Here is a 24,647-nt window from a genome sequence, read left to right on the forward strand (position 1 = left end):
ACCGGTCCTCATGAGGGGTTCATGGCGAGCGAAAACTCATCGAAAATGGAAAACTGGTCCTCGTGAGGGGTTCATGGCGACCGAAAACTCATTGAAAATGGAAAACCGGTCCTCATGAGGGGTTCATGGTGGCCGAAAACTCATCGAAAATGGAAAACCGGTCCTCATGAGGGGTTCATGGTGGCCGAAAACTCAACGAAAATGGAAAACCGGTCCTCATGAGGGGTTCATGGCGAGCGAAAACTCACCGAAAATGGAAAACCGGTCCTCATAAGGGCGGTGCCTGACACCGTTATTTCGTGCCATTTACAATCGCTGCAAACTCCTTGAGAGATGTTGAAGGGTAGACGCCGAACCTTGGGATTTCATATAAATTCGAATTCACGGTAGCATATCCGGTTTTAGTGGAATAGGCGGCTCGGTAGCCTGCATTTTTTACTAATGAAATCGTTGTGCTGTCAAATTGGCCAAATGGATAGCAAAAATAATTCGTATTCAAAAAGTTTTTGCTTATTCTCAAATCATTTAATACTTCGTTTTGGGGCTTGATTAACATAAAGGATTTATTACCACTGAGATCATGCATCGCTGCCGTGTGACTGCCAAATTCAAAAGTCCCCTTCATTTCGACCATTTCCGGTTTGCTTAATGATTGCAGGCCTGCTGGATTAAAAGTAGAGGGCCAGTCAGAAGTTCTGCCTGTAATGATAAAAGCACCAGCCTGGAATCCATATTGTTTCAGCACGGGCAATGCATACAAATGGTTCGTTTTATGGCCATCATCAAAAGTGATTAATACAGTTTTATTTCTAAGCTTAATATCTCCGCGGATATAAGCTTCCATATCACTGAGAGAAATGGTTTCAAAGCCATTTTTACTTAAGTAATTCATTTGCTCTTGAAAATTCTCCACGTTCAAAACGACATTGTTGGAAGGAGTTAAGTTCTCTTTTTTTTGTAAAAGATGGTGATACATAAGCACAGGCACTTTGTTGACATTTGAAGTCTTCCATTTTTCGCTGATCATCACTGTGCTGTTTTTATGAATAAATCCAATCCTGCCCCCGATATCAATTTTGTACCAGTTTCCGTATCTGCTCAAGATTGGAAAAATAGTATTTTTAAAAACTGTTGCGAAAGGCTGAAGAGTACCTGAACTATTATCATAGACAGTGGCATTAGTACTTAATTGAATAAGGTCTCCAAGGGGCATGTAGTACTTATTTTCATTTACTATTGGCGTATCTAAGACTTCTTTCACAGTTGTTCGCGGAATGTATGCAGTCCGATCAGCGTAGTTGATTTCGTACCAATTTTCCCCATATGGACGGATTGCTCTATAAACTTCCCCATTAAACAATTCGCCTACTTTAACTAGGCTTTTCGTCCGATTATCATAAACATCGGCCTTCTCACGGGTTACTTGGATAACAGGACCATTCGCAGCTTCTGCGTGCACTTCACTGAATAAAAACATTAAGATAATCCCCGCCATTAAAACAACGATCCTGTTTCTAATGTCCCACATTCCTTTTTACTACCCCTTTTCTAAAATATGGATAGTGTAAACTTACCAAATATACAAGCCGAAAAGCAAATGTTTCCACACATTCTTTTCGATTCTCCAAAGAAATGTGAAGAAAGGACTAACGTATTATGGTTTTACTACCATAATTTTGATAGAATAATAGGGATTAATGTTGAAAGGGGCACATGTATGTCGAAAGACGTTAGGGTAAGGTATTTCATTGTTGTTTGCTTCTTTGTATTTGGGACTCTTTTGGGTGGTTTTTCAGAAAAAGCATCTGCCTCTTCGTCGGTTACTTTCGGGGACGTGCCAGCTTCATACTGGGCAAAAAAAGAGATTGAATATTTGTATTCCGGGAATATTATCAGTGGCTATGAAGTAAAAGGTGGAATTGTATTCCATCCGGAGAACAGTGTCACGCGGGCGCAAGCAGCAAAAATAATTGTGCTTGCTAAAGGGAAAACGGAAAAGAATGTGGCAAAATCGGGATTTAAAGATGTTCCGAATACGCATTGGGCTATTGGATGGATTGCTCGTGCGAGTGAGCTGGGCTTCATTGATGGCTATGATGATGGAACATATAAACCAGATGCATTGTTAACAAGGGCACAAATGAGTAAAGTTATTGCGAATGCTTTTGGTCTCGATGTTTCAGCAGCGGACGAAAAAACGATTGCTTTCACGGATATTAAAAATGGATTTTGGGCGGCTTCCTACATAAACGCACTCTATTATAATGGCATTTCGAACGGAAGCGGAAGTTTATTCAAGCCGAATAATGATATTACAAGAGCGCAATTTGCCGTTTTCATTGGACGTGCACTACATGATGATTTTAAAATCCCAGTTTCTCCGGTACCAGAAAGTCCAAAACCTTCGGTGCCAGAAATTACTCAACCGCCGGCATTAGAAAATGCCAAGTTATCCGGAAAAGTTACGGTAAGTTCATTAAATGTCCGTTCATCTCCAGATGCATCTGCATCGATTGTCGGTAAACTTACTGTAGGTAATATTGTTGCTGTCCACGAAATCAATGGGTATTGGGCGAAAATTAGCTATAATAACCAGATTGCCTATGTTCATAAAACGTATTTAAAATTAAAAAATAACAGTGGAAGTGTCCTAAAAGATAGGGTCATCGTCATAGACCCAGGGCACGGAGGAAAAGATCCGGGAGCATCGGGTAATTCCCTTAATGAAAAGACAGTCGTGCTAGAAGTGGCCAAGCTTGTTCAGGCCAAGCTTGAAAGTCAAGGAGCAAAAATTGTGATGACTAGATCGGGAGACACTTTCCCAACACTTGGTGACCGAGTAACTACATCACAGAATAGCTATGGGGAATTATTCGTAAGTATTCATGCGAATGCTGCCAGCGCTTCAGCTAAAGGCGCAGAAACTTTTTATGATGATTCTGCAAATGCTAATGGTTCTGAGAGCAACGAGCTGGCAAAAGAGATTCAAAAACAAATCGTTGCTCTTGCAGGAATGACCGACAGAGGTGTTAAGAATACTGGTTTCTATGTGATTAAAAACCAAAATGTTCCAAGTGTTTTGGTTGAATTAGGTTTTATTACTAACGCTGAAGACGCTGCGAAACTTGGATCCGCACAATATCAAGAGCTTTATGCCGAGGCTATTTATCGCGGAATATTAAATTATTATAGCAAATAATTGCTTAAACCTAGACGATCGTGATATCACGGTCGTTCTTTATTTTAGGCTGTTTTCAGAAATAATGTTGTTATTTCCAATAGCCGCAATATCGTTTGATTGAACCGCTTGAACACAGAATTATTCAAGTAAGGAGCCGATAATATTGCTCTATAAGCCCATGAACCTTGTCTTTCACTTGAATCGGTTCAATAGAGCTACTCTATAGGCCCAAGAACCTTGTTTTTCTCTTGAATCGGTTCAATAGAGCTGCTCTATAAGCCCATAAACCTTGTTTTTCTCTTGAATCGGACCAATAGAGCTACTCTATAAGCCTCTAAACCTTGTTTTTCACTTGAATCGGTTCAATAGAGCAACTCAATAAGCCCGTAAACCTTGTTTTTCACTTGAATCGGACCAATAGAGCTGCTCTATAAGCCCAAGAACCTTGTTTTTCTCTTGAATCGGTCCAATAGAGCTGCTCTATAAGCCCGAGAACCTTGTTTTTCTCTTGAATCGGTTCAATAGAGCTACTCTATAGGCCCAAGAACCTTGTTTTTCTCCTGAATCGGTTCAATAGAGCTACTCTATAGGCCCAAGAACCTTGTTTTTCTCTTGAATCGGACCAAAAGAGCTGTCTGTAATCCTATCAACATTGTTTATTTCTCGAAGAGGTCCAATAAAATCACTTAAGGGGCCCTAAAAACGGAACATACGGCCATCGGTAATTTCAAGATTGAATTTTTTATATGATCAATAATTCTGTAAACGACATTACCTTAGAATAGAGCCTTATTATAGTAGGCATGTTCAACACATGAATAAAAGGAACACGAATGCAAGCTCCTAGGAATAATCAACACGGGGTCAATTTATTTTTTAATTGTTCCGAAGGCGTTTCCGCTTTTCTTGTTCTTCCTCTTTAAAAATTGCTATAATAATAAAGGTGAATGAAGGTGCAATTTGTCGTAAAATAAATTAAAAGGTGTAGTTAAATGAAAGTTGGAATCGTTGGAAATTACGGTCATGATAATAATGGGGATGAAGCGATCCTTCAAGGGATCCTGACCCAGTTACTAGTCGACTTAAATATAGATAGAGAAAACATTACGATTTTTAGTAATAATCCTGAAAATACTAAGGCTAGATATGGCTTAAAGGCTGTTAAACTTTTACATAAAAGAGGGTCGCTCTTAAAGTCAGTCGCAGCTACGATCAATAAAAACAATCGAATCATAAAAGAACTTGATGTCCTCATCATTGGGGGCGGCGGGCTGTTAATGGATATGTATAAGCGTGATGCCCCGCTTTACTTCTCGCATGCATTAATGGGCCGCTTTGGGGGCTGCAAGGTAGTTATTTACGGAGTTGGGGCAGGACCCATTACAACGAAATCAGGTTCATTTCTCATTAAAAGGATGATCGGCGCGGCACATTCCATATCCGTAAGGGACAGTGAATCTAAAGAATTATTGGAAAAAATCGGCGTTGAAAAGCCGATACAGATCATAGCCGATCCTGCTTTTAAGCTTGGTGAACGGCTAAAAAAGGAAATGTCTCTGTCTGTCAAAAAAATTGGGGTAACAGCAGTTCCTTATTTCAGCAAGGAATACTGGCCGGAAAGCAATGAAGAAAAATACGAGGCTTTTGTCTTTGGAATGGCCAATAATCTTGATGAGATCATTAAAGAGCATGATGCAGAAATCACCTTTTTCTCCACGAAATACCCGCAAGATGTTAAGGTAACAGAGGATATCGTTAATGTAATGAAAGAAAAAGGCGCTGTGACGATCTTAAAAGATAATCTTAATCCAGATCAACTCGTTTCAATATGTGGCAAACAGGATATTATTATAGGAACAAGGCTGCATTCTCTAATCCTGTCCGTTGCGGCGGAAACGCCTATTGTTGGAGTCGGATATCATAGGAAAGTCCGGAACTTTATGCGAAGGATTAGTAAAGAGAAGTATTATATCGATATTGAGCAAATGAATAAACCTGGAATTCTGAATGAACTCATTCACGAATATAAAAGGAACTGGCAGATGGAGCAAAAGTCCTTTTCTACTATTTCATCACAGCAAGTGATGGAAGCTAAAAAAGGGCTAGAGCAAATAGGGCAAGTCTTACGTTAGGTGTGAGAAGGAATGAGTACCAAAAAGGTATTAGTCATTACGAATATGTATCCAACTGAAAAGCACAAAAGTTTTGGCATCTTTGTCAAAAATCAGGTTGAGGCTCTAAAACGCCGCGGCCTTTCTGTTGATGTCGCGGCTATCCAAAACCCAGATAGCGGGAAGTTAAATGTCCTGAAGAAATACTCCTCTTGGTTTTTTAAAACGATTCTTGCTCTGATGACAAAGGGGAAATCATATGATGTGGTCCATGCTCACTATGTTTTCCCTAGTGGCCTGTTAGCGTATTTTTTCAAAAAACTCTTTGGTACCCGGCTAATTGTCACTGCTCATGGCGGTGATATTGATAAGATGGCAAGGAAGAATAAGCAAATATACAGCTTGACCAAAAAAATATTGCAGGAAGCTGACCAAGTCATTGCCGTAGGGCAGGAGCTTTATGATACGATAGTAGACGAGTTTTCCGTTCCGGTTAACCGGATTTCTATTATCAATATGGGTGTGAATCGAGATGTTTTCAAGCCGATATCCAAAATTGAGGCAAGGAAAACGTGTGATATTAAAACGGAAGAAATACCGATCCTTTATGTAGGTAATTTGATAAAGCAAAAAGGGCTGTTAGAGCTAGTAGAAGCCATTCGATTATTGAAAAAATCTGAACCGAATGTCAGATTATTTTTAATCGGACCTGACAAGGATCAATCGTTTAAGAAAGAACTATTTGAGCGAATTCAACAACTGAACATAAACAATGAAGTTTCGTATTTGGGCGTAAAATCCCAAAAAGAAATTTCTGAATGGATGTCAGCCTCAGAAGTTTTCGTTCTGCCCTCCCATATCGAGGGGTTTGGGCTTGTTGCATTAGAAGCGATGGCATGTGGGACACCCGTCGTAGGCACAAATGTCGGCGGCTTAAAATACTTGCTTGCTGACGGAGCTGGAAAAATTGTTCCGGTTAAAGATGCTGAAGCTCTTTCAGAGGGGATTTTACATATTCTTACTTCAAAAGAGAATAAAGATATGCTTGTAAAAAACGGAGAAGAAAAAGCAGAGGAAAACGACCAAGAACAAATGCTCAATCGGGTAATAGAAGTCTATTTTCCTACTGGAGGGTAGGATGAATGAAAAATAAACATAAAAAACAGAAAAAGGTTCTGTTTATTTCTTCATTGGGAGGACATTTGACGCAGCTGCTGCAGTTAAAGCCTTTATTTGAAGAATATGAGTACCATATCATAACGGAAGAATCGATCATAACAAAAGAATTAAGCAAACAATACAATATGTCCTTTTTGATGTATGGGGCGAGAAATTATTTATTTAAATATGTTTTTAAGTTTACCTATAATTCTTTTAAATCACTGTTTTATTTTTTACGAGAACGTCCGGATGTGGTTGTGACAACAGGTGCCCATACTGCAGTTCCAATGTGCTATATCGCCAAGTTGTTCGGGAAAAAGGTCATATTTATTGAGAGCTTTGCTAAGACATCCACACCGACGATGTCAGGAAAAATGGTCTATCCGATCGCTGATTTATTTATCGTACAGTGGGAGGAAATGAAAAAACATTATCCTAAAGCTGTTTATGGAGGTTCAATCTATTGATATTCGTAGTGCTGGGAACTCATGAACTCCCTTTTGACCGTTTGTTGAAAGAGATCGATCATCAAATAGACAACGGAAATATCACGGAAAATGTGCTTGTACAAGCAGGTCACACAAAATATCGCTCTAATAAAATGGATTTCATTGACTTTACCACTTATGAAGAGATGGCGGAGCTTTATGAAAAGGCCAGTTTCATTATCACTCATGGGGGTACTGGTTCGATTACAATGGGAGTGAAAATGGGTAAAAAAGTGATTGCTGTTCCAAGGTTAATTAAGTATGGAGAACATAATGATGACCACCAGAAGGAAATTGTTAAACAGTTCTGGAAGTCTGGACATCTTTTGTATTGGGACGAGCCTCTCCTTTTTGAAGATGTTCTTGAGAAGCTTCCACGTTTTGAACCAGTTCCTTATCGGAGTGGAAAGAGTGAAATCCTGACGATCATTCGAGATTTTATTGACAAAAAAATTTAACTTTATTCAGCAGACTATAAGTGGCGAGATGAATGAAAACCGGTATCCCATTTAGTTGGGTCCAACCCAGGCTGAATAAAGTTAAGCCTCAGGCGAGCCTTTAGATTTTTTAAAGGAATTTATCGAGCAAGCAAAGGTAAAATCTAGGCGCGAATACGCCAAGGCGAATTTGAAAGAAAAGGCCGGTGATCTGCGATGAACAAGGCGAGTCTGATAAAAATCATCGGAGCTGTGGCCGTCATCAATCTTATTTCCCGTTTCTTTGGTTTTTTTAGGGAAGTCGTAATTGGTTATCATTTTGGCACTTCTTATGTAGCTGAAAGTATCATTACAGCCTACACGATCCCTAACTTTATTTATATTGTTGCAGGTGGGGCAATCACTACGGCCTTTATCAGCGTCTATAATAAAGCAGGCTCCACTCAGATCCAGACCGAATTAAAAGAAATAATCTTTACATACTCTCTTCTTATTTTTTCAGCTCTCAGTCTGGTCTTTTTTATGTTTTCGGAATGGTGGGTTGCTACGGTTTTTACCGGTTTAAGCGGTGAAGAGCTAAAGGTAACAACTGGTCTGTTTAGAGTTATGGGACCAACCACATTGCTTTTAGTCCTTTCTATGTATTTTTCTGGATTGTTGAATGTGACTGGCAAGTTTCAAATTACAGCCATTGCCCCATTAATAAATAACTTTCTTTTTATTTTAATTGCCATCATACTTTTCCCTTTTTTAAATGAAGAGGCTTATGCATGGGGGGCTGTAGCAGGGGCCCTCGTTTTGGTGATCATGCTGACTGTTAGTTTAAGGAAGATAGGTGAAAGGCCATTTAGGCTCCGGTTTGCCATTGCAGAAAAGGAATATGGCTTCCGTTTTATTAAAATTGCTTTGCCTATTTTGCTTGGTGGTGCAACATTGCAGTTTTATTTTTTAATTCAGCGGATATTTGCATCCTCATTAGAGGAAGGGTATTTGGCTGCATTAAATTATTCATCGAAGCTTGTCCAATTGCCGCAATCCATTTTAATGGGGGCTGTTACAACGGTTATTTACCCATTGATTGCGAAAAAAGTAGCTGAGGGCAACAAGAAAGACTTGGCGAAGATGTATAGTGAAGGAATTCAATATATGTTGTTTCTCATGATTCCTTCGACTATTTTTATTCTTTTTTATGCGAAAGATATGGTAAAAGTAATTTTTGAGTATGGCTCATTTGATGAAAAGTCTTCGATAATGACAAGTGGATTATTGAAAATTTTTGTTTTTGGCATGTTCGCACACGCTGCTAACTTGTATGTGACGCGCTTTTTTTACGCGATGGAAAGAGCCTTGCTGCCAGTTATTAGCGGACTATTGGCTGTTTTTGGTGTCAATGTGTTAATTGTGCTGCTCTTTATAGGCGATTATGGTGCGGACGCCATTGCATGGGGAACGACAATTAGTGCGTATTTTCAACTATTATTGTTGCTGTTTGCTGGAAGAAATATGCTAAAATTAAAAATGTTACATATCAATAATATCTGGAGGCAGCTTTCATTGCTTCCGATCCTACTGTTTATTGCGTTAATTTGTACTAAATGGCTTGATTTCGAATCGCCTATTCTAAATCTTATAATCGGTTTTGCGGCACTTAGTTCAGGCTTTATAGTCGTGGGGAAATGGTTAAAGGTAAGGGAAATAGAGAGACTGAACGTTTCATCTGTTGTTAGAAGGAGATTGGGGAGGTAATTTATTAGCTATGTTGAAAAAGGGGATTATTCTTTTATTTTGCTCGGCTTTGCTTACTGCTTGTTCGGCTGTGGAGGAAAAATTAAGTGCTGGTTCCCCATTAGAGGCGGCTTCAGCTGAATGGGTTGAAGATGAAGCGGGGAAACTGGCAAGCAAAATGGACAGTCTAGATGAAAGAATTAAAAAAATAGAAGCCGCATTAGGTGATGGATCTACCGTTGTTCCGGCGCCTTCAGGTCCTGATTTGGCATTCAATGATGTGACGGAAAATTATTGGGCATACAAAGAAATCATGGCTTTATCAGCGCTCAATATTATTAAAGGTTATCCAGAACAACAGCGATTCTTTCCGGAACGGTCTATTACAAGATATCAAGCAGCATCTATGATTGTTAAAGCGTTAGACCTGCCATTATCCGACTCACCTTCTATTTTTGCGGATGTTCCACCAACACACCCGGGACTCGCTGAAATGATGACTGTATATGAGCATGGAATTTTTAAAGGAAGTGAAGGGCAGTTTTTGCCTGGTGAGCCAATGAAGCGCAGGCATATGGCGATGGTGCTGCAAAGAGCTTTCCAATTTAAAGAAACAAACAAAGCGGTTGATGACTATAAGGATGTTTCTCGGACAATTGAGGGGTATGAGGAAATTAAGACAATCAGCCAGTATGGAGTAGCTACAGGAAACGATGGATATTTCAAACCTGAAGAACCAACAAAGCGTTCGCATTTCTCCGCTTTTATTTTTCGGGCATTGCCATTTAAAAATAATTGAGAAAAAATAAGGAGTCCAAAATGGACTCCTTATTTTATTTTTTTTACTTCTACGCCAGTATAATAATGCTTAATGATCTGATCATAAGTATAACCTGCTTCTGCCATTCCTCTTGCTCCCCATTGGCTCATTCCAAGCAGGTGGCCCCAGCCGTCACCTTTAAATGTAAAGGAGGTAGGGGAGGTGCGAACTAAATTTGTTCGAAGGGGTGTTTTTAAAGAAATATTCATATCTTCAATTATGGAAACAGAATCATCCGCCCTTTGAATTTTATATCCTTTTAAATAATCAGCGCTTTGCTCTGTGCCGTCAGCCATTTTAATTTTTACTGATGAATCGCTCGTTACATTAAATTTAACACTCTTTAATGAAATTCCAAAAAGAGAGCGGAAGTTATCAGGTGATGCACCGTATTTAGGGATTAGCGGAATGTTAGTAACTGATTTCAATGCTGAATCATATACGATTGCATCCATTTGTTTAACTGATTGACTCGGACCTCTCTCCGTTACTTTTAAGGATAATAATGTTTGGGTAGGACTTAAGTTTAATTTTTCCTGAATTTTGTCAGTGTAGTTAAGTGATTCCCAGCCATAATGGTAATTCCCATTGTTATTATCGTGTGGATCAGGCACTGCCTTTAGGTATGGCACCGGGTTCTTCCAGACATTCTCACTGTTTTCTGTATGTCCTCCAGACGTCGAATGGAATACGGCTTCAATGGGAAGATTATTGTATGTAGCATAGATTCCTGCTGTTGCTTGCACCGCCTGTGTAGAGCGAGGATGTTCCTTCGATTTTCCGCCGTAAACCTGATTGGACACGGTCATCTCAAGATATCCTTTTTGTTTATTGCGTTGAATCTGTACGTTGGCATAGCTTCTAGCTGCAACAGCTTGAGCTTTTAAACCTTCTATATGCCAACTGGCCGGCATTTCGCTTGGTACAACACCTTTTAAGTAATCTTCCATATCGAGGGTGTTAAATAACTCAAGAGAGCTAGTGCCGGGTCTCATTTCAATGGAACCCCTATAAGTGGCAGGAGCAAGACCGGAAGCTGTGTTAATATTTGAAATGTCTACGTAGTTTTCTTCTGATGCTTGAACCTCATTTACGTTAAACCCTTTTGTAGATGTTATTGCTTCCCCGTTTGCGGTAACTGAAATTCTCCCATTTTGCTGGACAGCAGAAATCGTGCCTGTAAAAGGTACAAGCTCATTGCTATCTAGGTTTACTAATTCATATTTTCCGTTGATTTTTAAAGATATTGTACTTGTCGGTAACAATTTCACCCTTACTTCCGTCTGATAGGTGATGGAGGTGGATGGGCTTGTCCCAGATGCTTCCCCAGAAGTTGGGAAAAAATATACGATTAATAGAGCGATAATGGCATTAGTAATCATTTTTTTTAGCATCGCATTACTTCCTTAACTGTTCAACTTGTTTTTCAAGCTGCTGAACCTTTAATTCTAATTCGTTTACCTTTTTTTGCAGTGGATTGATTTTTGTCATAACCCATTCCACACTTGCAATGACGGTTTCGCTGTTGGCAGCCGTTTTTAAAACGAATACTCCAGTAAACATGAGTGGCAGAGCAATAATCGCAATACATAGTTTTTTCTTCACTAAACCAACCTCCTGATAAATATTATATCAAAATTTGGTAGCTTTTGAGATAAGTTTACTAGGAAAATGGGAAAATATTGCGTGATTTTGTCGAGAATTAATGAGATTTGAGAAGCTTAGGAGTCGATCGCTCTATTCAAGAGAGTATTCCTATGATATAATCCACGTGGTGTATAAAATAATAGCTTTTTAGTTTTTGAGACCACTTAGTAAAGATATTGAAAAAAGTACCACGTAATTCGATACCTAATTATGGATACTGAATTTTGCCTGTTTATCTAAAACCGTTAATGGGGAATGATATTTCTAAGGAGGGTCTATATGTTTTACTTGACCTTGTTCATTTGCTTTATTAGTTCAATTTTGATTACTCCGTTAGTAAAAAAGTTGGCTTTTAAAATTGGAGCGACTGATAAACCGAATCAAAGAAAAGTACATCAAAAAGTTATGCCGCGTTTAGGTGGAGTTGCTATATATTTAAGTTTTGTCATTGGACTCTTAATTCTTCGTCCAGATGAACCATTTGCGCTGGCAATTGTTGTCGGCAGTTTAATCATCGTTATTACAGGTGTCCTAGATGATATGATGGAGCTTTCGGCTAAAATTAAGCTTGCCGGGCAATTAGCGGCTGCATTAGTTGTTGTTCTATGGGGAGGCGTCCATGTTGAGTTCATTAACCTTCCATTTGGAGGCGTACTTAATTTTGGTTTTCTAAGTGTCCCCTTAACCATTCTTTGGATTGTAGGAATTACAAATGCCATCAATTTAATTGACGGTCTTGATGGATTGGCTGCTGGTGTATCTTCCATAGCTCTTATTTCCATTTCTGGTATGGCCATCATCATGGGGGACGGCTATGTAGTCGCTGTCGCTTCCATCGTATTAGCGAGTACTTTAGGCTTTTTGTTTTACAATTTCCATCCGGCTAAAATATTTATGGGTGATACAGGCGCATTATTTCTCGGCTATATGATTTCAGTTCTGTCACTTCTTGGGTTTAAGAACATTACTTTAATTTCATTGATTGTTCCTGTTATTATCCTCGGTGTTCCAATTTCTGATACATTCTTTGCGATTATACGCCGATTTGTGAATAAACAGCCTTTATCAGCTCCTGATAAATCGCATTTGCATCACTGCTTATTACGATTAGGCTACTCCCACCGCCAAACAGTGCTAATGATTTATGCAATGGCTGCATTTTTTGGACTTGCAGCTGTCGTTTTTTCACAAGCAACGCTTTGGGGAGCAATCCTGCTTATTGCTGGGTTGCTAATAATAATTGAATTTTTTGCAGAGAAAATTGGCTTAATGGGCAAAAACTACAAACCATTGTTAAAATTCATGCGTGGATTAAAATAAAGCAGTTCCAAAAACAGATGTTTAAAAAGGTCATCGGATTTCCGGTGGCTTTTTTGATTCCTTGAGGTTATGAAAACAGCCAAACAAAAAAACATCCAATCCCTAAAAGGAAATTGGACGTTTTCACATGTACACATATGGCTAATTATCAAGGATCTTTTCGCATATATTGTTGTTTTAGCCTTGAAATTTTGCCCGTTGATTTCCGCAGCGGGCACTTGCTTTCCGCCGGGAGGGACGGGAGCCTCCTCGGCGTTACCGCCTGTGGGGTCTCCCATTTCCCTCTATTCCCGCAGGAGTCAAGCGCCCTCCGCTCCAATCAACTCAGATTATTTAATAAAAATCATATAATAAAAACAACAAACTTTACGAAAACAGTCATTATCAACAACATTCAGTAATATAACCTTTTTTAAGAACTCGAATCTTTATCGTTTTTTGAATCGGCAAGGTTATCATCTTCAGTAGCCACATTACTAGTTACTTCTAAATGAGTTTTCAATAATTGTTTTTTTTGTTCAAGGTCTGTTTCATCCAGTTGGAAGTAGTAAACATTGTTAATGTAATTATCGGCTCCTTCTAGATTAATCGTTTCGATATTTAATCCAGAACCAGCAGCTGCATAATCAAAAAAGGATTTCATTTCGCTAAAGGATAAATCAGTAGCCATATTTTCGCCTACTGCTTGAATCACATCTGAATATTTCGTGAATCCTTTTACAGAAATTGCCTTCATTACAATGGCTTTTAATATTTCTTGTTGGCGCTTTCCGCGTTCTAAATCACTATCCTTTTTACGAGTACGTGCAAGCGCTAAAGCTTCTTCTCCATTTAATTCCTGAAGTCCAGGCTTTAAATTAATGGCATGCCGGCGGTCTTTTGAATCCATTTCACTTAATGCATAGGGGACTTCGACCTTTATGCCATCAAGCGCATTAACTACATCAATAAAGGCATTAAAGTTCATTTTAACGTAATAATCAATTGGGATATCAAACATCTCTTCCACGGTTTCAATCGATGCTGGGACACCACCAAAGGCATGGGCATGGGTAATTTTATCTTTATATCCAACTTTCGGAATATAAACATAGGAATCTCTAGGAATACTTAATAGTTTGACAGATTTCGCCTTTTCATTAAAGGTTGCAACCATCAGCGCATCTGAACGAGATCCACTCTTCAAACTCCGGGTATCACTATCATCTACGCCAATAAATAATATCGAAATATTATCATTATGGGGATCAACTGGTTTTTCGCGTTTCGATGTTTCTCTTTCGATCGGATTATAGGATTCATCCAAGACCGATTGGGCTTTATGTAAGAGAAGGGCTCCATATGACGTCGCACCTAAAACTAGGACTAATATAGGGACAACCAGAAATAAAAATATTCGTCTTCGTTTCTTGCGTTTTTTTTGTACTTTTTTGGTCTGTCTAGTATTAGACATTCGTTTTCTCCTTTGTGAAATTAATAGTAAGTTTCGTTTTTTGACTTTATTTGGCATATATTGTTGCTTTTGGTACTAATGTTTAAGAAAGAAGTCTTGCTTTTTGGCTAATTTTGTTGAAAAATCTGTTAAGCCATTACCATTTTACATCTAATAAGCTGTTTCGTAAATCGTTTATTTTTCAACATCTTCCTCCAAATATAACTGCTCACCCTTAGAAATCACACCTTGTCCATTCGTAAGCTCAATCATCCAGTTCGTAAAGTTCTGTGTTTGCTCTTCTTCGACGTATGTTTCGATTTCGACAAGGTCAAGATAATGGATCTCTTTGATAGTGTAGACAGATGAGCGGAGTTCATTTTCGAGCTTCCCAAGCCATGTGTAATCAACTTTTGTGTGCATAATGCGCATTAATTTTCGCTCGACGACGCCTGTTGCGTCAATTCCTTCAGAGGTGGATTTTCCATATGCGCGGATCAGACCGCCTGCACCGAGCTTAATCCCGCCAAAGTATCTTGTGACGACAACGACTGTATCTTTCAGATGCTTTTTTTTCAACACTTCGAGGATGGGAACACCAGCAGTGCCGCTCGGTTCGCCGTCATCGTTTGCCTTTTGGATATGGTCATTTTCGCCAATCATATAAGCTGAGCAATTATGAGTGGCATCCCAATGCTTCTTTTTAATTTGTTGAATGAAGTCTTGTGCCTCAGTTTCTGATTCAGCTCTTGAGATGTGTGCGATAAATCGTGATTTTTGGATGACGATTTCGTGTTCTCCGTAATCTTTTACGGTGTAGTAACGGGGCAGCATGCAACCGCTCCTTTCGTAATCTCTTTCAAATAAGTGGCTATGTTATGCAAAATGGCTGATAGATCTGGGGGTTCAATTACTTTTTCTTAGAGGCGTTTCCGCTGCGAAAAAAAGTTCTAGGTAGAATATCGCGCTACTACTGATTATCAACACTAGGATTTAACAAAGCCCCAAAAATAATGTTCGTCTTCTTCCATTATAATTCGACAAGAAAAGAAACATCAATATTCAGGTGTTTGTAACTAAACTTTAATATAGCGTAAAGGTCTCCGTGGTATAATAACAATATTCATGCAGTGGAAATTATAAAAGTAATTTGCGATTCCTGTAAGTTAAATTTTCCCATAGGTGCTAATTTGCCCGTTAAGATAGAATAAACTAGATGATGATTAGGAAATAGTAAAAAATACGAATCTTCTTATAGGATATAAGACACATTATAGAAACTCAAGTCTATGCCCTTTTACCGATTTTCAACCAAATTGGCATATTTATCAGGTATGAGAGATGTATATCCCATCATTTCAAGCTAAAATAAGGTAGGCAAAGGAATTTTTTTAGAAAACATCAAGAATGATCATTTGTTCAGCGCGTAAATTGTCACAGTCTGTGGTACTTTTATGCGCAGCGTACGCCCTGCGCTTTTCTTATTGGAGGATTTCTAATGAGTAAAAAAAAATTTGATACAAAAACACTAGACCTTATATTGCAAAAAATGATTGATACGGTTGGGGTTAGTAAAAATGAAATTTTTCGTATTGGAGAGCAATGCCGCAAAGATCACTTAACGTTAAGTGATGAGTTAAAGGAAGTAAAAGAGCTCGTCATGACGTCCATTGCGGAAGGAGACAGACTGGAGATCCAATCCCGGTTTGCCAGGAAGCGCCTCTCTGAGGTTAGTATGCATTTTAAGGATTATACAGAAGTTGAGGTTCGTGATGCTTATGAAAAAGCGCATCGGCTGCAAATGGATTACACCATGAACCAACAAATGGAGAAACAGCTTCGGGACCGGCGGGATGATATTGAGAGAAGATTAGTCGGCCTGAATGAAACGATTGAACGAGCGGAGCACCTTATTTCTCAAATTTCGGTTGTCATGAATTATTTAATGAGCGACCTTAAGCAAATGGGCGAAATGCTGGAAGACGCAAAGCTGAAACAGGATTTCGGGTTAAAGATTATCGAGGCCCAAGAAGAAGAACGGAAAAGACTGTCTCGGGAAATCCACGATGGCCCTGCGCAAATGATGGCCAATGTTATGCTGCGTTCTGATTTAATTGAGCGTGTCTATAATGAGCAAGGAAGTACCGAAGCGATCAAAGAAATCCGTGACCTTAAAAAAATGGTCCGAAATGCACTATATGAGGTTCGTAGGATTATTTATGACCTTCGTCCAATGGCACTTGACGATCTCGGTTTAGTTCCGACCCTCAAAAAATACTTGCAAACGATCGAAGAGTATCATAAGACGATCAAAATCCACTTTACGAATATGGGGGAGGAGAAGCGTCTTCCTGCTCAATATGAAGTGGCTCTGTTCCGATTGATACAGGAATCTGTTCAAAATGCCTTAAAGCATGCGGATGCGGGAGAAATAAATGTTAAGCTGGAGATTGAACAAAGAAGGGTTACAGTTGTCGTTAAAGACGATGGAAAAGGCTTCGATATTCATGATAAGAAAAAGAACTCATTTGGGCTTATTGGCATGAGAGAAAGGGTTGAGCTTCTAGAAGGCCAGCTTTCCATAGATTCAAACATTGGAAAAGGGACGATTGTTATTATTCAAGTGCCATTAAAGTAAAGAGGGGCTTCATCAAGTTTTTTCCTTGGAGACCGAAAGCTCTTTAAGTAAATTTTGATTATGAAGCAACAAGTTCTTGGAATGAGCTTATTAGTTTTAAAGCTATCATGTCAGATGCGGGACAATCTGGGGCTCATTGATTGTGCTCCCGAAGTTTTCATGTCCATTGTCGACAACTAGCACATCCAGCGCGTTATATAAATAACCCTCATATCAATCAAAAGTGCAATCTATTTAGAAGAAAATACAATGAAAATCATATAAACTAACTGGCAGAATACAGGAGGGGAAGCAATTGACTACAAAAATCGTTATTATTGACGACCATCAATTGTTCAGAGAAGGAGTAAAACGGATTTTAGATTTTGAAAAATCATTTGACGTGGTAGCAGAAGGAGATGACGGAAGCGATGTGATTCCGCTCGTGGAAGAATATCACCCGGATGTTATCATTATGGATATTAACATGCCGAATATGAATGGCGTCGAAGCGACACGCCAATTAATCGAAAGGCATCCTGATTCAAAGGTCATTATTCTTTCCATTCATGATGATGAAAATTATGTCTCACATGCGCTGAAAACAGGTGCAAGCGGCTATCTTTTAAAAGAAATGGATGCCGATGCGTTAGTAGAGGCTGTCAAAGTTGTTGCAGACGGAGGCTCTTACTTGCATCCAAAGGTTACCCACAATCTCGTAAATGAGTACCGCCGCTTAGCTGCAGAGGAATCAGGTCAGGGTCATACATACTTACAGAGAATTGAAATTCGCCGTCCGCTTCATTTACTAACACGCCGCGAATGCGAGGTACTCCAGCTCCTTGCAGATGGAAAAAGTAACCGCGGCATCGGCGAAGCCATTTTTATCAGTGAAAAAACAGTTAAAAACCACGTAAGCAACATCCTCCAAAAAATGAACGTAAACGACCGTACCCAAGCAGTCGTTGTCGCCATAAAAAATGGATGGGTGGAAGTACGATAACTTTTCGGTGCCTGACACCGAAAAAGGACAAATATTGAAGAGGGAGCTATCGCATTATGCAATAGCTCCCTTTTTGTCTTTTTACAGTGCCTGACACCGCGAAAAGACAAATAGGGGTAATCTGTATATGTAGGATGGACAGTCGACTTTTCTATTAGTGTCACTATATAGGGCAGCACTTCCTAAAAACACGCGATGAAATAATGTCATCCCGTGCTTTTTAGAATTATCTTAACAGTGCAATTGCTATTGTTTCTAAAATTGACTTTGCTTTAGAGCCTCTGCTACGCGCAAGCCGGATCATAAAGATGATTTCATCCAGTTCTTGTGGCGAACAAATCTCAATTAGCCAATCAGCCAACTCTTCCCCGCTCATTGAATGATTAATCGTAGGTACTTTAATCCGCTTATAGCGCTCTAGCTCGCTCATTAGAATCTTTACTCTCATTTCTTGACCTATTTCAATAATAGGCATCCCCATACCTGTTACTGAAAGGTTCTTTTCTTCATTCATGATCCTTCTCCTGTAATTAATATCATAATTATTTGAATATAGAATATCCTATCATAGTTGGTGATAAGTTGCTTATATTTTACATTTTCCCCGTGTGAATACTAAGGCTGTTAATGATCATGCCTCGAATTCTCTCTTAAAAGTGAAAGTATTATGAAATTGTTCAATAAACCCTTTACAAATATTTCATTTTTATCCAAAATAGGTATAAAGGCATGCGGAGGTGTCCAAATGACTAGTCTAATTAAGTTATCCGATCCATTATTAATGACCACTTACTACAAGGCTATCGATATTAATCTTGATCCAAGTTTCATCCAGTTTTTATTAACTGAAATTCAAAAGAGGGGCTTAGAAATTAAGGACGAAAATCAAAATGATAGAAAGATGTCTTAAGCATTAAGGGGGATGATTCACTGAAATGGGCAATCCGCTTTAATTGAATGTCGTAATTTTCAGCACACTTTGCAAAATTAACTATAAACCAACAAAATAAGGGCTTTAGCCTAAAAAACAAACAAGAAATATGCCATATAAAATTCAAAATCCAACATTAAAAGCGATGAAATACCAATTATTTAGAGAGGTGACCACTTTTGAGGTTTGCTTTTAAAAATAACAAACTATCACTTGCTTCGCAAATGGACTGCCATGCCGACACCTTCCGGATAACGTCTGTCGAATCGATTCCTCACCCGCAGCTCAATCCAACATTCCCCTTTATAAAGGAACTTCAACAAATTCTTCATGGAAAGCAATTATTGCCGGACGATCTCCCTTTTCCCTTACCCGACCTACATGAACATTATAAAAATGGCTATCTCCTATACCGAAAAGGACTAATTGTGGAAAAAAATAAACACCGATGCCTGCGTTGCGGCAATAAAGAAAAGTCGTTTTTTGCGCGTTTTCCGTGTGTGAGATGTGGGGAAGAATGCGTATATTGCCGCAAGTGTATTATGATGGGGGGGGTAAGCATGTGTACACCTTTACTCAGTTGGACAGGTCCGGATCCCTATAAAGAAAATAAAGGTCCACAGCTTTCCTGGAGCGGTTCCTTATCCGATGGGCAGCAAGCAGCTTCGAACCGAGTCATTGAGGCAATTAATAGAAATAAGGAGCAACTAGTCTGGGCTGTTTGCGGTGCAGGAAAAACCGAAGTGCTTTTTGAAGGAATTGATGCCGCACTCACTTCTGGAAAAAGAGTTTGTCTTGCAACGCCAAGAACGGATGTTGTCCTTGAGCTCACTCCTCGTCTCAAAAAGGTTTTCCCAAATATCCAAGTTGCTTCCCTTTATGGGGGAAGTGAGGACCGCCACCTTAATGCCCCACTGACGCTTGCCACGACCCATCAGCTTCTGCGTTTTTACCAAGCTTTTGACACGGTCGTTCTCGATGAAGTGGATGCTTTTCCATATACTGTTGACGAATCGCTGCAATATGCTGTTCGCCAATCGCGTAAGCCGACATCCTCCATGATCTACCTCACTGCAACACCGAATGAAAAATGGCAAATGGAATGCCGGCAGGGAAAAAGAGACTTTGTGACCATCCCGGCACGCTTTCATCGCCATCCCCTGCCCGTTCCAAGCTTTCAGTGGTGCGGGAACTGGGAAAAGGCACTCAAGAAGGAACGTCTCCCGCCGAACCTTCTCCAATGGATCAAAAAACGGCTCGATTCCGAAAAGCAATGTCTGCTATTCGTCCCAAAAATTCATAAGATGGAAAAAGTCCTCCCGCTCGTACGTAAGCTTCATCCGAAAATTGAATCAGTCCATGCAGAGGACCCCTGTCGGAAAGAAAAGGTCCAAGCGATGCGAAATGAAGAAATCCCAATGCTGCTAACGACTACGATCCTTGAAAGAGGGGTGACCTTTCCGAATATTGATGTGGCTGTGTTGGGAGCAGAGGATCGCATTTTCACCGAAAGCGCACTTGTGCAGATTGCCGGCCGTGTCGGAAGAAGTGCACAGGCCCCCGGCGGTGATATTATTTTCTTCCACTATGGTAAAACAGAAGCGATGATCCGTTCCAGAAAACAAATAATTAACATGAATGAAGAAGCAAGAAAGAAAGGACTGATCGATTATTGAACATTGTCTCGTTTGCTTTGAAGAGATTACGCCACAGGTTGGATGGACAAGATTATTTTCAAAAGAAAATACGCATTACATTTGTTCATCATGCCGTGCTAAATTTTCCTTCATAGAAGGAGAAGCTTGCCGGAAATGTGATCGCCTCCTTGCAGATGTCGCTCCGCAATTTAAAGTCCAGGACCAATGCTTGGATTGTGTTCGCTGGGAGGAAGACGATGAATGGAAAGGAACCCTCGAGAAAAACCATTCACTCGTCACATACAACGATTTTGCCCAAGAAGTTATCGCCCGCTATAAATTCCGGGGAGACTATGTGCTGTCCAAGGCCTTCGCTGCTTTAATCCAAAAAAAGCTCCGCTCCATCCCGTTTGACATGATTGTTCCAATTCCATTAAGCGCAGAGCGCCAATACGAGCGTGGATTTAACCAGTCAGAAGCATTGATCCTTGCATGCGGGCGCGAACCACACCGGCTCCTTACCCGAACCCACACGGAAAAGCAATCGAAAAAATCCCGTTCCGATCGAATTCACTTTTCTCAGGTTTTTCAGATTGCGGAAAGAATCCCCGATCAAAAAATCCTCCTCATCGATGATATTTACACAACAGGTTCAACTCTTAGACATGCCGCAAAACAATTAATAGCAGCAGGTGCTAATTCTGTCAGTTCGCTCACCATAGCAAGAGGGTAAGAATTTTTCGAGAATCTGTCATTTCTTAAAAGGCAATCTCAAGCTATAATGAAGGAAATAACAGTAAATTTCCGACAAAAGGGGGAGCCTAATATGGCTGAGCTAACAAATTGCCCAAATTGCAATGAAATTTTTGTGAAAAATAAATTCCGTGACATTTGCCAGACTTGCTGGAAAGAGGAAGAAAAGGCGTATGAAACCGTCTACCAATTTATCCGCAAACGTGAAAACCGAGCGGCAACGATGGCCCAGGTGGTGGATACAACAGGAGTTGAAGAGGAATTAATCCTAAAGTTCATCAAAACCGGCCGTTTGAAATTAACGCAGTTTCCGAATTTAGGGTACCCATGTGATAAATGCGGGGCAATCATCAAAGAAGGGAAAATCTGCAAAAGATGTGCGGAAGAACTGCGAAAAGACCTAGATATCCACTCAGCAGAAGAATTGCGCAGGAAGGAAATTGAAAGAAGAGAAAAGCATGCGACGTATTTTGCGGTGGATGAAAAGTTTCGTAGGCGCTAATGATAAAAGGATGTCTTTATAGATGTCCTTTTTTATAAGGTATGCAAGTTGTTGCAAGAAAGTTGCTTGATGAAGGAATGAATCCTTCGAAATTAAGCGAAGATGAAATTAAGGACCTATGAAAGTATTAGCTAAAGGTTGTAATTAATTCAAAAAATTGATTGTACATGAGAACAAGTGAGTAGTAATTAAAAAGGCCGAGCGGTTTTGCTCGGTTTTTCTTTTGGACTTTATTATCTAAAGAAAATTGATTTTTTGATTGTGAAAGCTACCTAACTCGGACATTGCATACAAATTGAGCAGGTGTACACTTTTTAAAACTATAAAGGGCTAATCTAGCTAGCCTTCTCATTCTAAATATTATCGAGATTCCACCGATAATACTATTACAGAAAGCGATTTGTACGGGAGTGGAGCAAATGCAAGTCAACTACCAACCTTCTCATCATCAATTACCAATCTCAGAAAGTCCTCTTGAAATCAAACAAGGGGAAGTCTATCAAGCGTCAATAAAAGAAAAACGATCAGCGACCGAAGCGGTTTTACATATAAGAGGAAAAGAAATTTTTGCTAAATTCGAAGATGGGGTACCATCCGAAAATCGTGTAACCATTTTGGTGAACGGCCAAAAGGATCAATTGGTTAACGTCAAAACGATCGCAACAGAAAATGTCAAAATGGATTCCCAGCTATCTAGCGAGGAGAAAGTTTTAAATAGCATCGGAATAACAGGGAAAGAAAATGGCAGTTTACAAAAAGCTGCGCAAATTCTCCTTGATAAAGGCGCTCCTTTATCAAAAGAGGTTGTCAACGAACTAAAAGAATTTATGGATAAAGCAAAAGGGCCGGTCGACTCCAAAATTGAAACGGTTAAAGCGTTAGCCAACAAGAGACTAGAAGCTACCCAAACCCAGCTTCGTGCAATCCATGAGGCTCTTCACGGCAAACCACTTAATGAAGTTCTAACAGCTATTGCTAAAGAAATTGATCCAGAATTCAAATTGGCTAAAAAGGAAGTATCAAGTGGCGCACAACAGAATCAAAAAGTAAGACCACAGTCTTCGCCAGTCGTTGGAGCCCACCAATTAGAAGGGAAAGGATCGAATCCAGTTGCAACAGATAATGGAAAGCAATCAATCTCAGAAGGTCCGAAATCCATCGATTCTCAACTTAGTGAAGTTGTCCGTAAAAGTCGAGAATTAATTCAAAAAGAGCCAGATTTAAGAAAAGCAATTCAGCAAATAAAAGAAGAAATCGTTCATAACCCCAAAATAGATCGAGAGCTTTCACAAAAAATCGAAAAAGCAACAGTTGAAGCAGAGAAATTACAATCAATCGGAAAAGACCGTCTAATTCAAGCTTTAAAAAATGCCGAGGCACAGCTGCTGAAAAAAGAACAGCAGGCGATTCAATCGAATGTTCCCGCTGATCAGTCAAGAGGGACAAATGCTAGTCATAGCCAAGATGTAAAGTTAGCTAATCTAGTAAAAGAGCTAACTGTAGAAGTTTCGAAGGATCCAAATATCCAGCGCTCAATTGAAAAAGTTAGAGATCAAATAATCGACAATTCCCGCTTTCCGAAAGAAATGGTCGAAAAGGTAAGCCGTGCTGTGAACGAAGCTGCTAATCTAGTGAAACAGGGTCGGATTACGACAGGAAAAGATGTATTAAGTAGTGCTCTTTCTGATTTACAAAGAAACGTCGAAAAGGCTGAAGTAAGGGGAAGTTTACCAGTTAATATAGAACAGCAGAAGGCGACTGCTAGCCCTAGCCAAATTGTGAAACAAGTAAGTGATGAAGTTCAGCGTGAGCCGAGTCTTCTTCGTGCTGTTGAGAAAGTTCGTGAGCAGATTGTTCAACATCCAAAGATGGATCGGGAAGTAGTGCAAAAAGTGGAGAAAGCATTAAATGAAGCTATTCAGTTACAGAAAATAGGCCAGGAATCGGCTGGTCGTGAACGAATACAGCAAGCTTTGGTGAAGGCGGAAACGGATCTGAAACAATTAGAATCCCGTCAGCCATCTCAGAATCCAGTGGACCGCAGCATAAATGAACCGCGCCAAAGTGAAATTGTGAAAGAGGCTAGAGCAGAAATTCGGCTAGAGCCGAATCTTCCACGTGCCATAGAAAAAGTCCGTGAACAAATTGTGCAGAATCCAAAAATGGATCGTGAAGTAGCGCAAAAAGTGGAGAAAGCCCTGAATGAAGTGAATCAACTGCAAAAAGTAGGGAAAGAATCATCTGGCCGCGAGCGGTTGCAGCAAGCTTTAGCAAAGGCGGAATTGGAACTAAAGCAGATAGAACCCCGCCAATCAGCTCAGCTAACTCAAGCTTCCCAAGCTGATCGTAGCACAAATGAGACGCGTCCAAGCGAAATTGTGAAAGAGGCAAGAGCCGAAGTTCAGCGTGAGCCGAATCTTCCACATGCCATAGAAAAAGTTCGTGAACAAATTGTGCAGAATCCAAAAATGGATCGTGAAGTAGCGCAAAAAGTTGAAAAAGCGCTAAGTGAGGCTATTCAGCTACAGAAAATAGGTCAAGAATCAGCGGGCCGCGATCGGTTGCAGCAAGTTTTAGCAAAAGCGGAATTGGAGCAAAAGCAACTAGAGTCCCGCCAATCAGCTCAGCCAACTCAAGCTTTCCAATCTGATCGTAGTACAAATGAGACGCGTCCAAATGAAATCGTGAGAGAAACTAAAGTTGAAGTTCAGAGGGAGCCGAATCTCTCACGTGCTATAGAGAAAGTCCGTGAACAAATTGTGCAGAGTCCAAAAATAGACCGTGAGGTAGCGCAAAAAGTGGAGAAAGCTCTGAGTGAAGTTGCTCAGCTACAAAAAATAGGCCAAGAATCATTGGGCCGCGATCGTCTTCTGCAAGTCTTG

20 protein-coding genes and 1 pseudogene are annotated in these 24,647 nt (G+C 39.8%); 15 read left to right on the plus strand and 6 right to left on the minus strand.

The window, feature by feature from the left end; all coding sequences use genetic code 11:
• Positions 1 to 292 precede the first annotated feature (292 nt).
• A complete protein-coding gene (locus BGM26_RS19705) occupies positions 293 to 1,528 on the minus strand; it encodes a polysaccharide deacetylase family protein (RefSeq protein WP_217041982.1) in 1,236 nt (411 codons plus the stop codon).
• 189 nt (positions 1,529 to 1,717) lie between these two features.
• Here BGM26_RS19705 and BGM26_RS19710 point away from each other — a divergent pair, with 189 nt between their 5' ends.
• From BGM26_RS19710 to BGM26_RS19740, 7 genes are all read left to right on the plus strand, one after another.
• Entirely contained in the window at positions 1,718 to 3,199 is a 1,482-nt protein-coding gene (locus BGM26_RS19710) for an N-acetylmuramoyl-L-alanine amidase (RefSeq protein WP_217041983.1), read from the plus strand.
• Between the two features lie 974 nt (positions 3,200 to 4,173).
• On the plus strand, positions 4,174 to 5,313 hold the full coding sequence (locus BGM26_RS19715; protein WP_217041984.1) for a polysaccharide pyruvyl transferase family protein: 1,140 nt from the start codon (positions 4,174 to 4,176) through the stop codon (positions 5,311 to 5,313).
• Positions 5,314 to 5,325: 12 nt separating this feature from the next.
• Positions 5,326 to 6,429, plus strand: coding sequence for a glycosyltransferase (locus tag BGM26_RS19720; RefSeq protein ID WP_217041985.1), 1,104 nt, complete (start codon positions 5,326 to 5,328; stop codon positions 6,427 to 6,429).
• Positions 6,430 to 6,434: 5 nt separating this feature from the next.
• Positions 6,435 to 6,920, plus strand: a complete 486-nt coding sequence (pssD, locus tag BGM26_RS19725; protein ID WP_217041986.1) for a PssD/Cps14F family polysaccharide biosynthesis glycosyltransferase — start codon at positions 6,435 to 6,437, stop codon at positions 6,918 to 6,920.
• The gene (pssE, locus tag BGM26_RS19730) at positions 6,917 to 7,399 is read left to right on the plus strand and encodes a PssE/Cps14G family polysaccharide biosynthesis glycosyltransferase (protein WP_217041987.1); all 483 of its coding nucleotides are present in this window, start codon (positions 6,917 to 6,919) and stop codon (positions 7,397 to 7,399) included. Before pssD ends, pssE begins: the two co-directional genes overlap by 4 nt.
• 195 nt (positions 7,400 to 7,594) lie before the next feature.
• Entirely contained in the window at positions 7,595 to 9,124 is a 1,530-nt protein-coding gene (gene murJ / locus BGM26_RS19735; protein WP_217041988.1) for a murein biosynthesis integral membrane protein MurJ, read from the plus strand.
• Between the two features lie 10 nt (positions 9,125 to 9,134).
• The gene (locus BGM26_RS19740; protein ID WP_217041989.1) at positions 9,135 to 9,902 is read left to right on the plus strand and encodes an S-layer homology domain-containing protein; all 768 of its coding nucleotides are present in this window, start codon (positions 9,135 to 9,137) and stop codon (positions 9,900 to 9,902) included.
• 29 nt (positions 9,903 to 9,931) lie between these two features.
• On the opposite strand, the gene BGM26_RS19745 is transcribed toward BGM26_RS19740, so the two are convergent.
• Both BGM26_RS19745 and BGM26_RS19750 read right to left on the minus strand, forming a co-directional pair.
• Entirely contained in the window at positions 9,932 to 11,317 is a 1,386-nt protein-coding gene (locus tag BGM26_RS19745) for a SpoIID/LytB domain-containing protein (protein ID WP_254119780.1), read from the minus strand.
• Between the two features lie 4 nt (positions 11,318 to 11,321).
• Positions 11,322 to 11,528, minus strand: a complete 207-nt coding sequence (locus tag BGM26_RS19750) for a hypothetical protein (protein WP_217041990.1) — start codon at positions 11,526 to 11,528, stop codon at positions 11,322 to 11,324.
• Positions 11,529 to 11,849: 321 nt separating this feature from the next.
• Between BGM26_RS19750 and BGM26_RS19755 the strand changes: the two genes are divergently transcribed.
• Positions 11,850 to 12,890, plus strand: a complete 1,041-nt coding sequence (locus tag BGM26_RS19755; protein ID WP_217041991.1) for a glycosyltransferase family 4 protein — start codon at positions 11,850 to 11,852, stop codon at positions 12,888 to 12,890.
• A gap of 412 nt (positions 12,891 to 13,302) precedes the next feature.
• On the opposite strand, the gene BGM26_RS19760 is transcribed toward BGM26_RS19755, so the two are convergent.
• Positions 13,303 to 14,343 (minus strand): LCP family protein, encoded by a 1,041-nt coding sequence (locus tag BGM26_RS19760; protein WP_217041992.1) that lies wholly within the window; start codon positions 14,341 to 14,343, stop codon positions 13,303 to 13,305.
• A 174-nt stretch (positions 14,344 to 14,517) separates the two neighbouring features.
• Positions 14,518 to 15,156, minus strand: coding sequence for a YigZ family protein (locus BGM26_RS19765; protein WP_217041993.1), 639 nt, complete (start codon positions 15,154 to 15,156; stop codon positions 14,518 to 14,520).
• A gap of 664 nt (positions 15,157 to 15,820) precedes the next feature.
• Between BGM26_RS19765 and BGM26_RS19770 the strand changes: the two genes are divergently transcribed.
• Together BGM26_RS19770 and BGM26_RS19775 are read left to right on the plus strand one after the other, a co-directional pair.
• On the plus strand, positions 15,821 to 16,960 hold the full coding sequence (locus BGM26_RS19770) for a sensor histidine kinase (RefSeq protein WP_217041994.1): 1,140 nt from the start codon (positions 15,821 to 15,823) through the stop codon (positions 16,958 to 16,960).
• A 295-nt stretch (positions 16,961 to 17,255) separates the two neighbouring features.
• Positions 17,256 to 17,942 (plus strand): response regulator, encoded by a 687-nt coding sequence (locus tag BGM26_RS19775; protein ID WP_217041995.1) that lies wholly within the window; start codon positions 17,256 to 17,258, stop codon positions 17,940 to 17,942.
• Positions 17,943 to 18,168: 226 nt separating this feature from the next.
• Here BGM26_RS19775 and BGM26_RS19780 read toward each other — a convergent pair whose 3' ends face one another.
• Positions 18,169 to 18,456, minus strand: coding sequence for a hypothetical protein (locus BGM26_RS19780; protein ID WP_217041996.1), 288 nt, complete (start codon positions 18,454 to 18,456; stop codon positions 18,169 to 18,171).
• A gap of 231 nt (positions 18,457 to 18,687) precedes the next feature.
• Between BGM26_RS19780 and BGM26_RS19785 the strand changes: the two genes are divergently transcribed.
• The 5 genes and pseudogenes from BGM26_RS19785 to BGM26_RS19805 form a co-directional block, all read left to right on the plus strand.
• Positions 18,688 to 18,852, plus strand: coding sequence for a sporulation histidine kinase inhibitor Sda (locus BGM26_RS19785; RefSeq protein WP_217041997.1), 165 nt, complete (start codon positions 18,688 to 18,690; stop codon positions 18,850 to 18,852).
• Positions 18,853 to 19,052: 200 nt separating this feature from the next.
• Positions 19,053 to 20,549, plus strand: coding sequence for an ATP-dependent helicase ComFA (locus tag BGM26_RS19790; protein WP_483297827.1), 1,497 nt, complete (start codon positions 19,053 to 19,055; stop codon positions 20,547 to 20,549).
• 190 nt (positions 20,550 to 20,739) lie between these two features.
• The gene (locus BGM26_RS19795; RefSeq protein WP_254119783.1) at positions 20,740 to 21,243 is read left to right on the plus strand and encodes a ComF family protein; all 504 of its coding nucleotides are present in this window, start codon (positions 20,740 to 20,742) and stop codon (positions 21,241 to 21,243) included.
• Positions 21,244 to 21,336: 93 nt separating this feature from the next.
• Positions 21,337 to 21,765 (plus strand): TIGR03826 family flagellar region protein, encoded by a 429-nt coding sequence (locus BGM26_RS19800; protein WP_217041998.1) that lies wholly within the window; start codon positions 21,337 to 21,339, stop codon positions 21,763 to 21,765.
• A gap of 419 nt (positions 21,766 to 22,184) precedes the next feature.
• Positions 22,185 to 24,647: pseudogene (locus BGM26_RS19805) on the plus strand (hypothetical protein); the annotation flags it as partial.

It is taken from the genome of Bacillus sp. FJAT-29790, assembly GCF_019039215.1.
In the GTDB taxonomy this organism is placed as follows: domain Bacteria; phylum Bacillota; class Bacilli; order Bacillales; family Cytobacillaceae; genus Cytobacillus.

Coding starts and splice junctions, on each gene's coding strand:
- BGM26_RS19710 (WP_217041983.1), top strand. CDS start 1,718: ATGTCGAAAGACGTTAGGGTAAGGTATTTCATTGTTGTTTGCTTCTTT.
- BGM26_RS19705 (WP_217041982.1), bottom strand. CDS start 1,528: ATGTGGGACATTAGAAACAGGATCGTTGTTTTAATGGCGGGGATTATC.
- BGM26_RS19770 (WP_217041994.1), top strand. CDS start 15,821: ATGAGTAAAAAAAAATTTGATACAAAAACACTAGACCTTATATTGCAA.
- BGM26_RS19785 (WP_217041997.1), top strand. CDS start 18,688: ATGACTAGTCTAATTAAGTTATCCGATCCATTATTAATGACCACTTAC.
- BGM26_RS19740 (WP_217041989.1), top strand. CDS start 9,135: ATGTTGAAAAAGGGGATTATTCTTTTATTTTGCTCGGCTTTGCTTACT.
- BGM26_RS19715 (WP_217041984.1), top strand. CDS start 4,174: ATGAAAGTTGGAATCGTTGGAAATTACGGTCATGATAATAATGGGGAT.
- BGM26_RS19800 (WP_217041998.1), top strand. CDS start 21,337: ATGGCTGAGCTAACAAATTGCCCAAATTGCAATGAAATTTTTGTGAAA.
- murJ (WP_217041988.1), top strand. CDS start 7,595: ATGAACAAGGCGAGTCTGATAAAAATCATCGGAGCTGTGGCCGTCATC.
- BGM26_RS19765 (WP_217041993.1), bottom strand. CDS start 15,156: ATGCTGCCCCGTTACTACACCGTAAAAGATTACGGAGAACACGAAATC.
- BGM26_RS19760 (WP_217041992.1), bottom strand. CDS start 14,343: ATGTCTAATACTAGACAGACCAAAAAAGTACAAAAAAAACGCAAGAAA.
- BGM26_RS19780 (WP_217041996.1), bottom strand. CDS start 18,456: ATGAATGAAGAAAAGAACCTTTCAGTAACAGGTATGGGGATGCCTATT.
- BGM26_RS19745 (WP_254119780.1), bottom strand. CDS start 11,317: ATGCTAAAAAAAATGATTACTAATGCCATTATCGCTCTATTAATCGTA.
- BGM26_RS19755 (WP_217041991.1), top strand. CDS start 11,850: ATGTTTTACTTGACCTTGTTCATTTGCTTTATTAGTTCAATTTTGATT.
- pssD (WP_217041986.1), top strand. CDS start 6,435: ATGAAAAATAAACATAAAAAACAGAAAAAGGTTCTGTTTATTTCTTCA.
- BGM26_RS19720 (WP_217041985.1), top strand. CDS start 5,326: ATGAGTACCAAAAAGGTATTAGTCATTACGAATATGTATCCAACTGAA.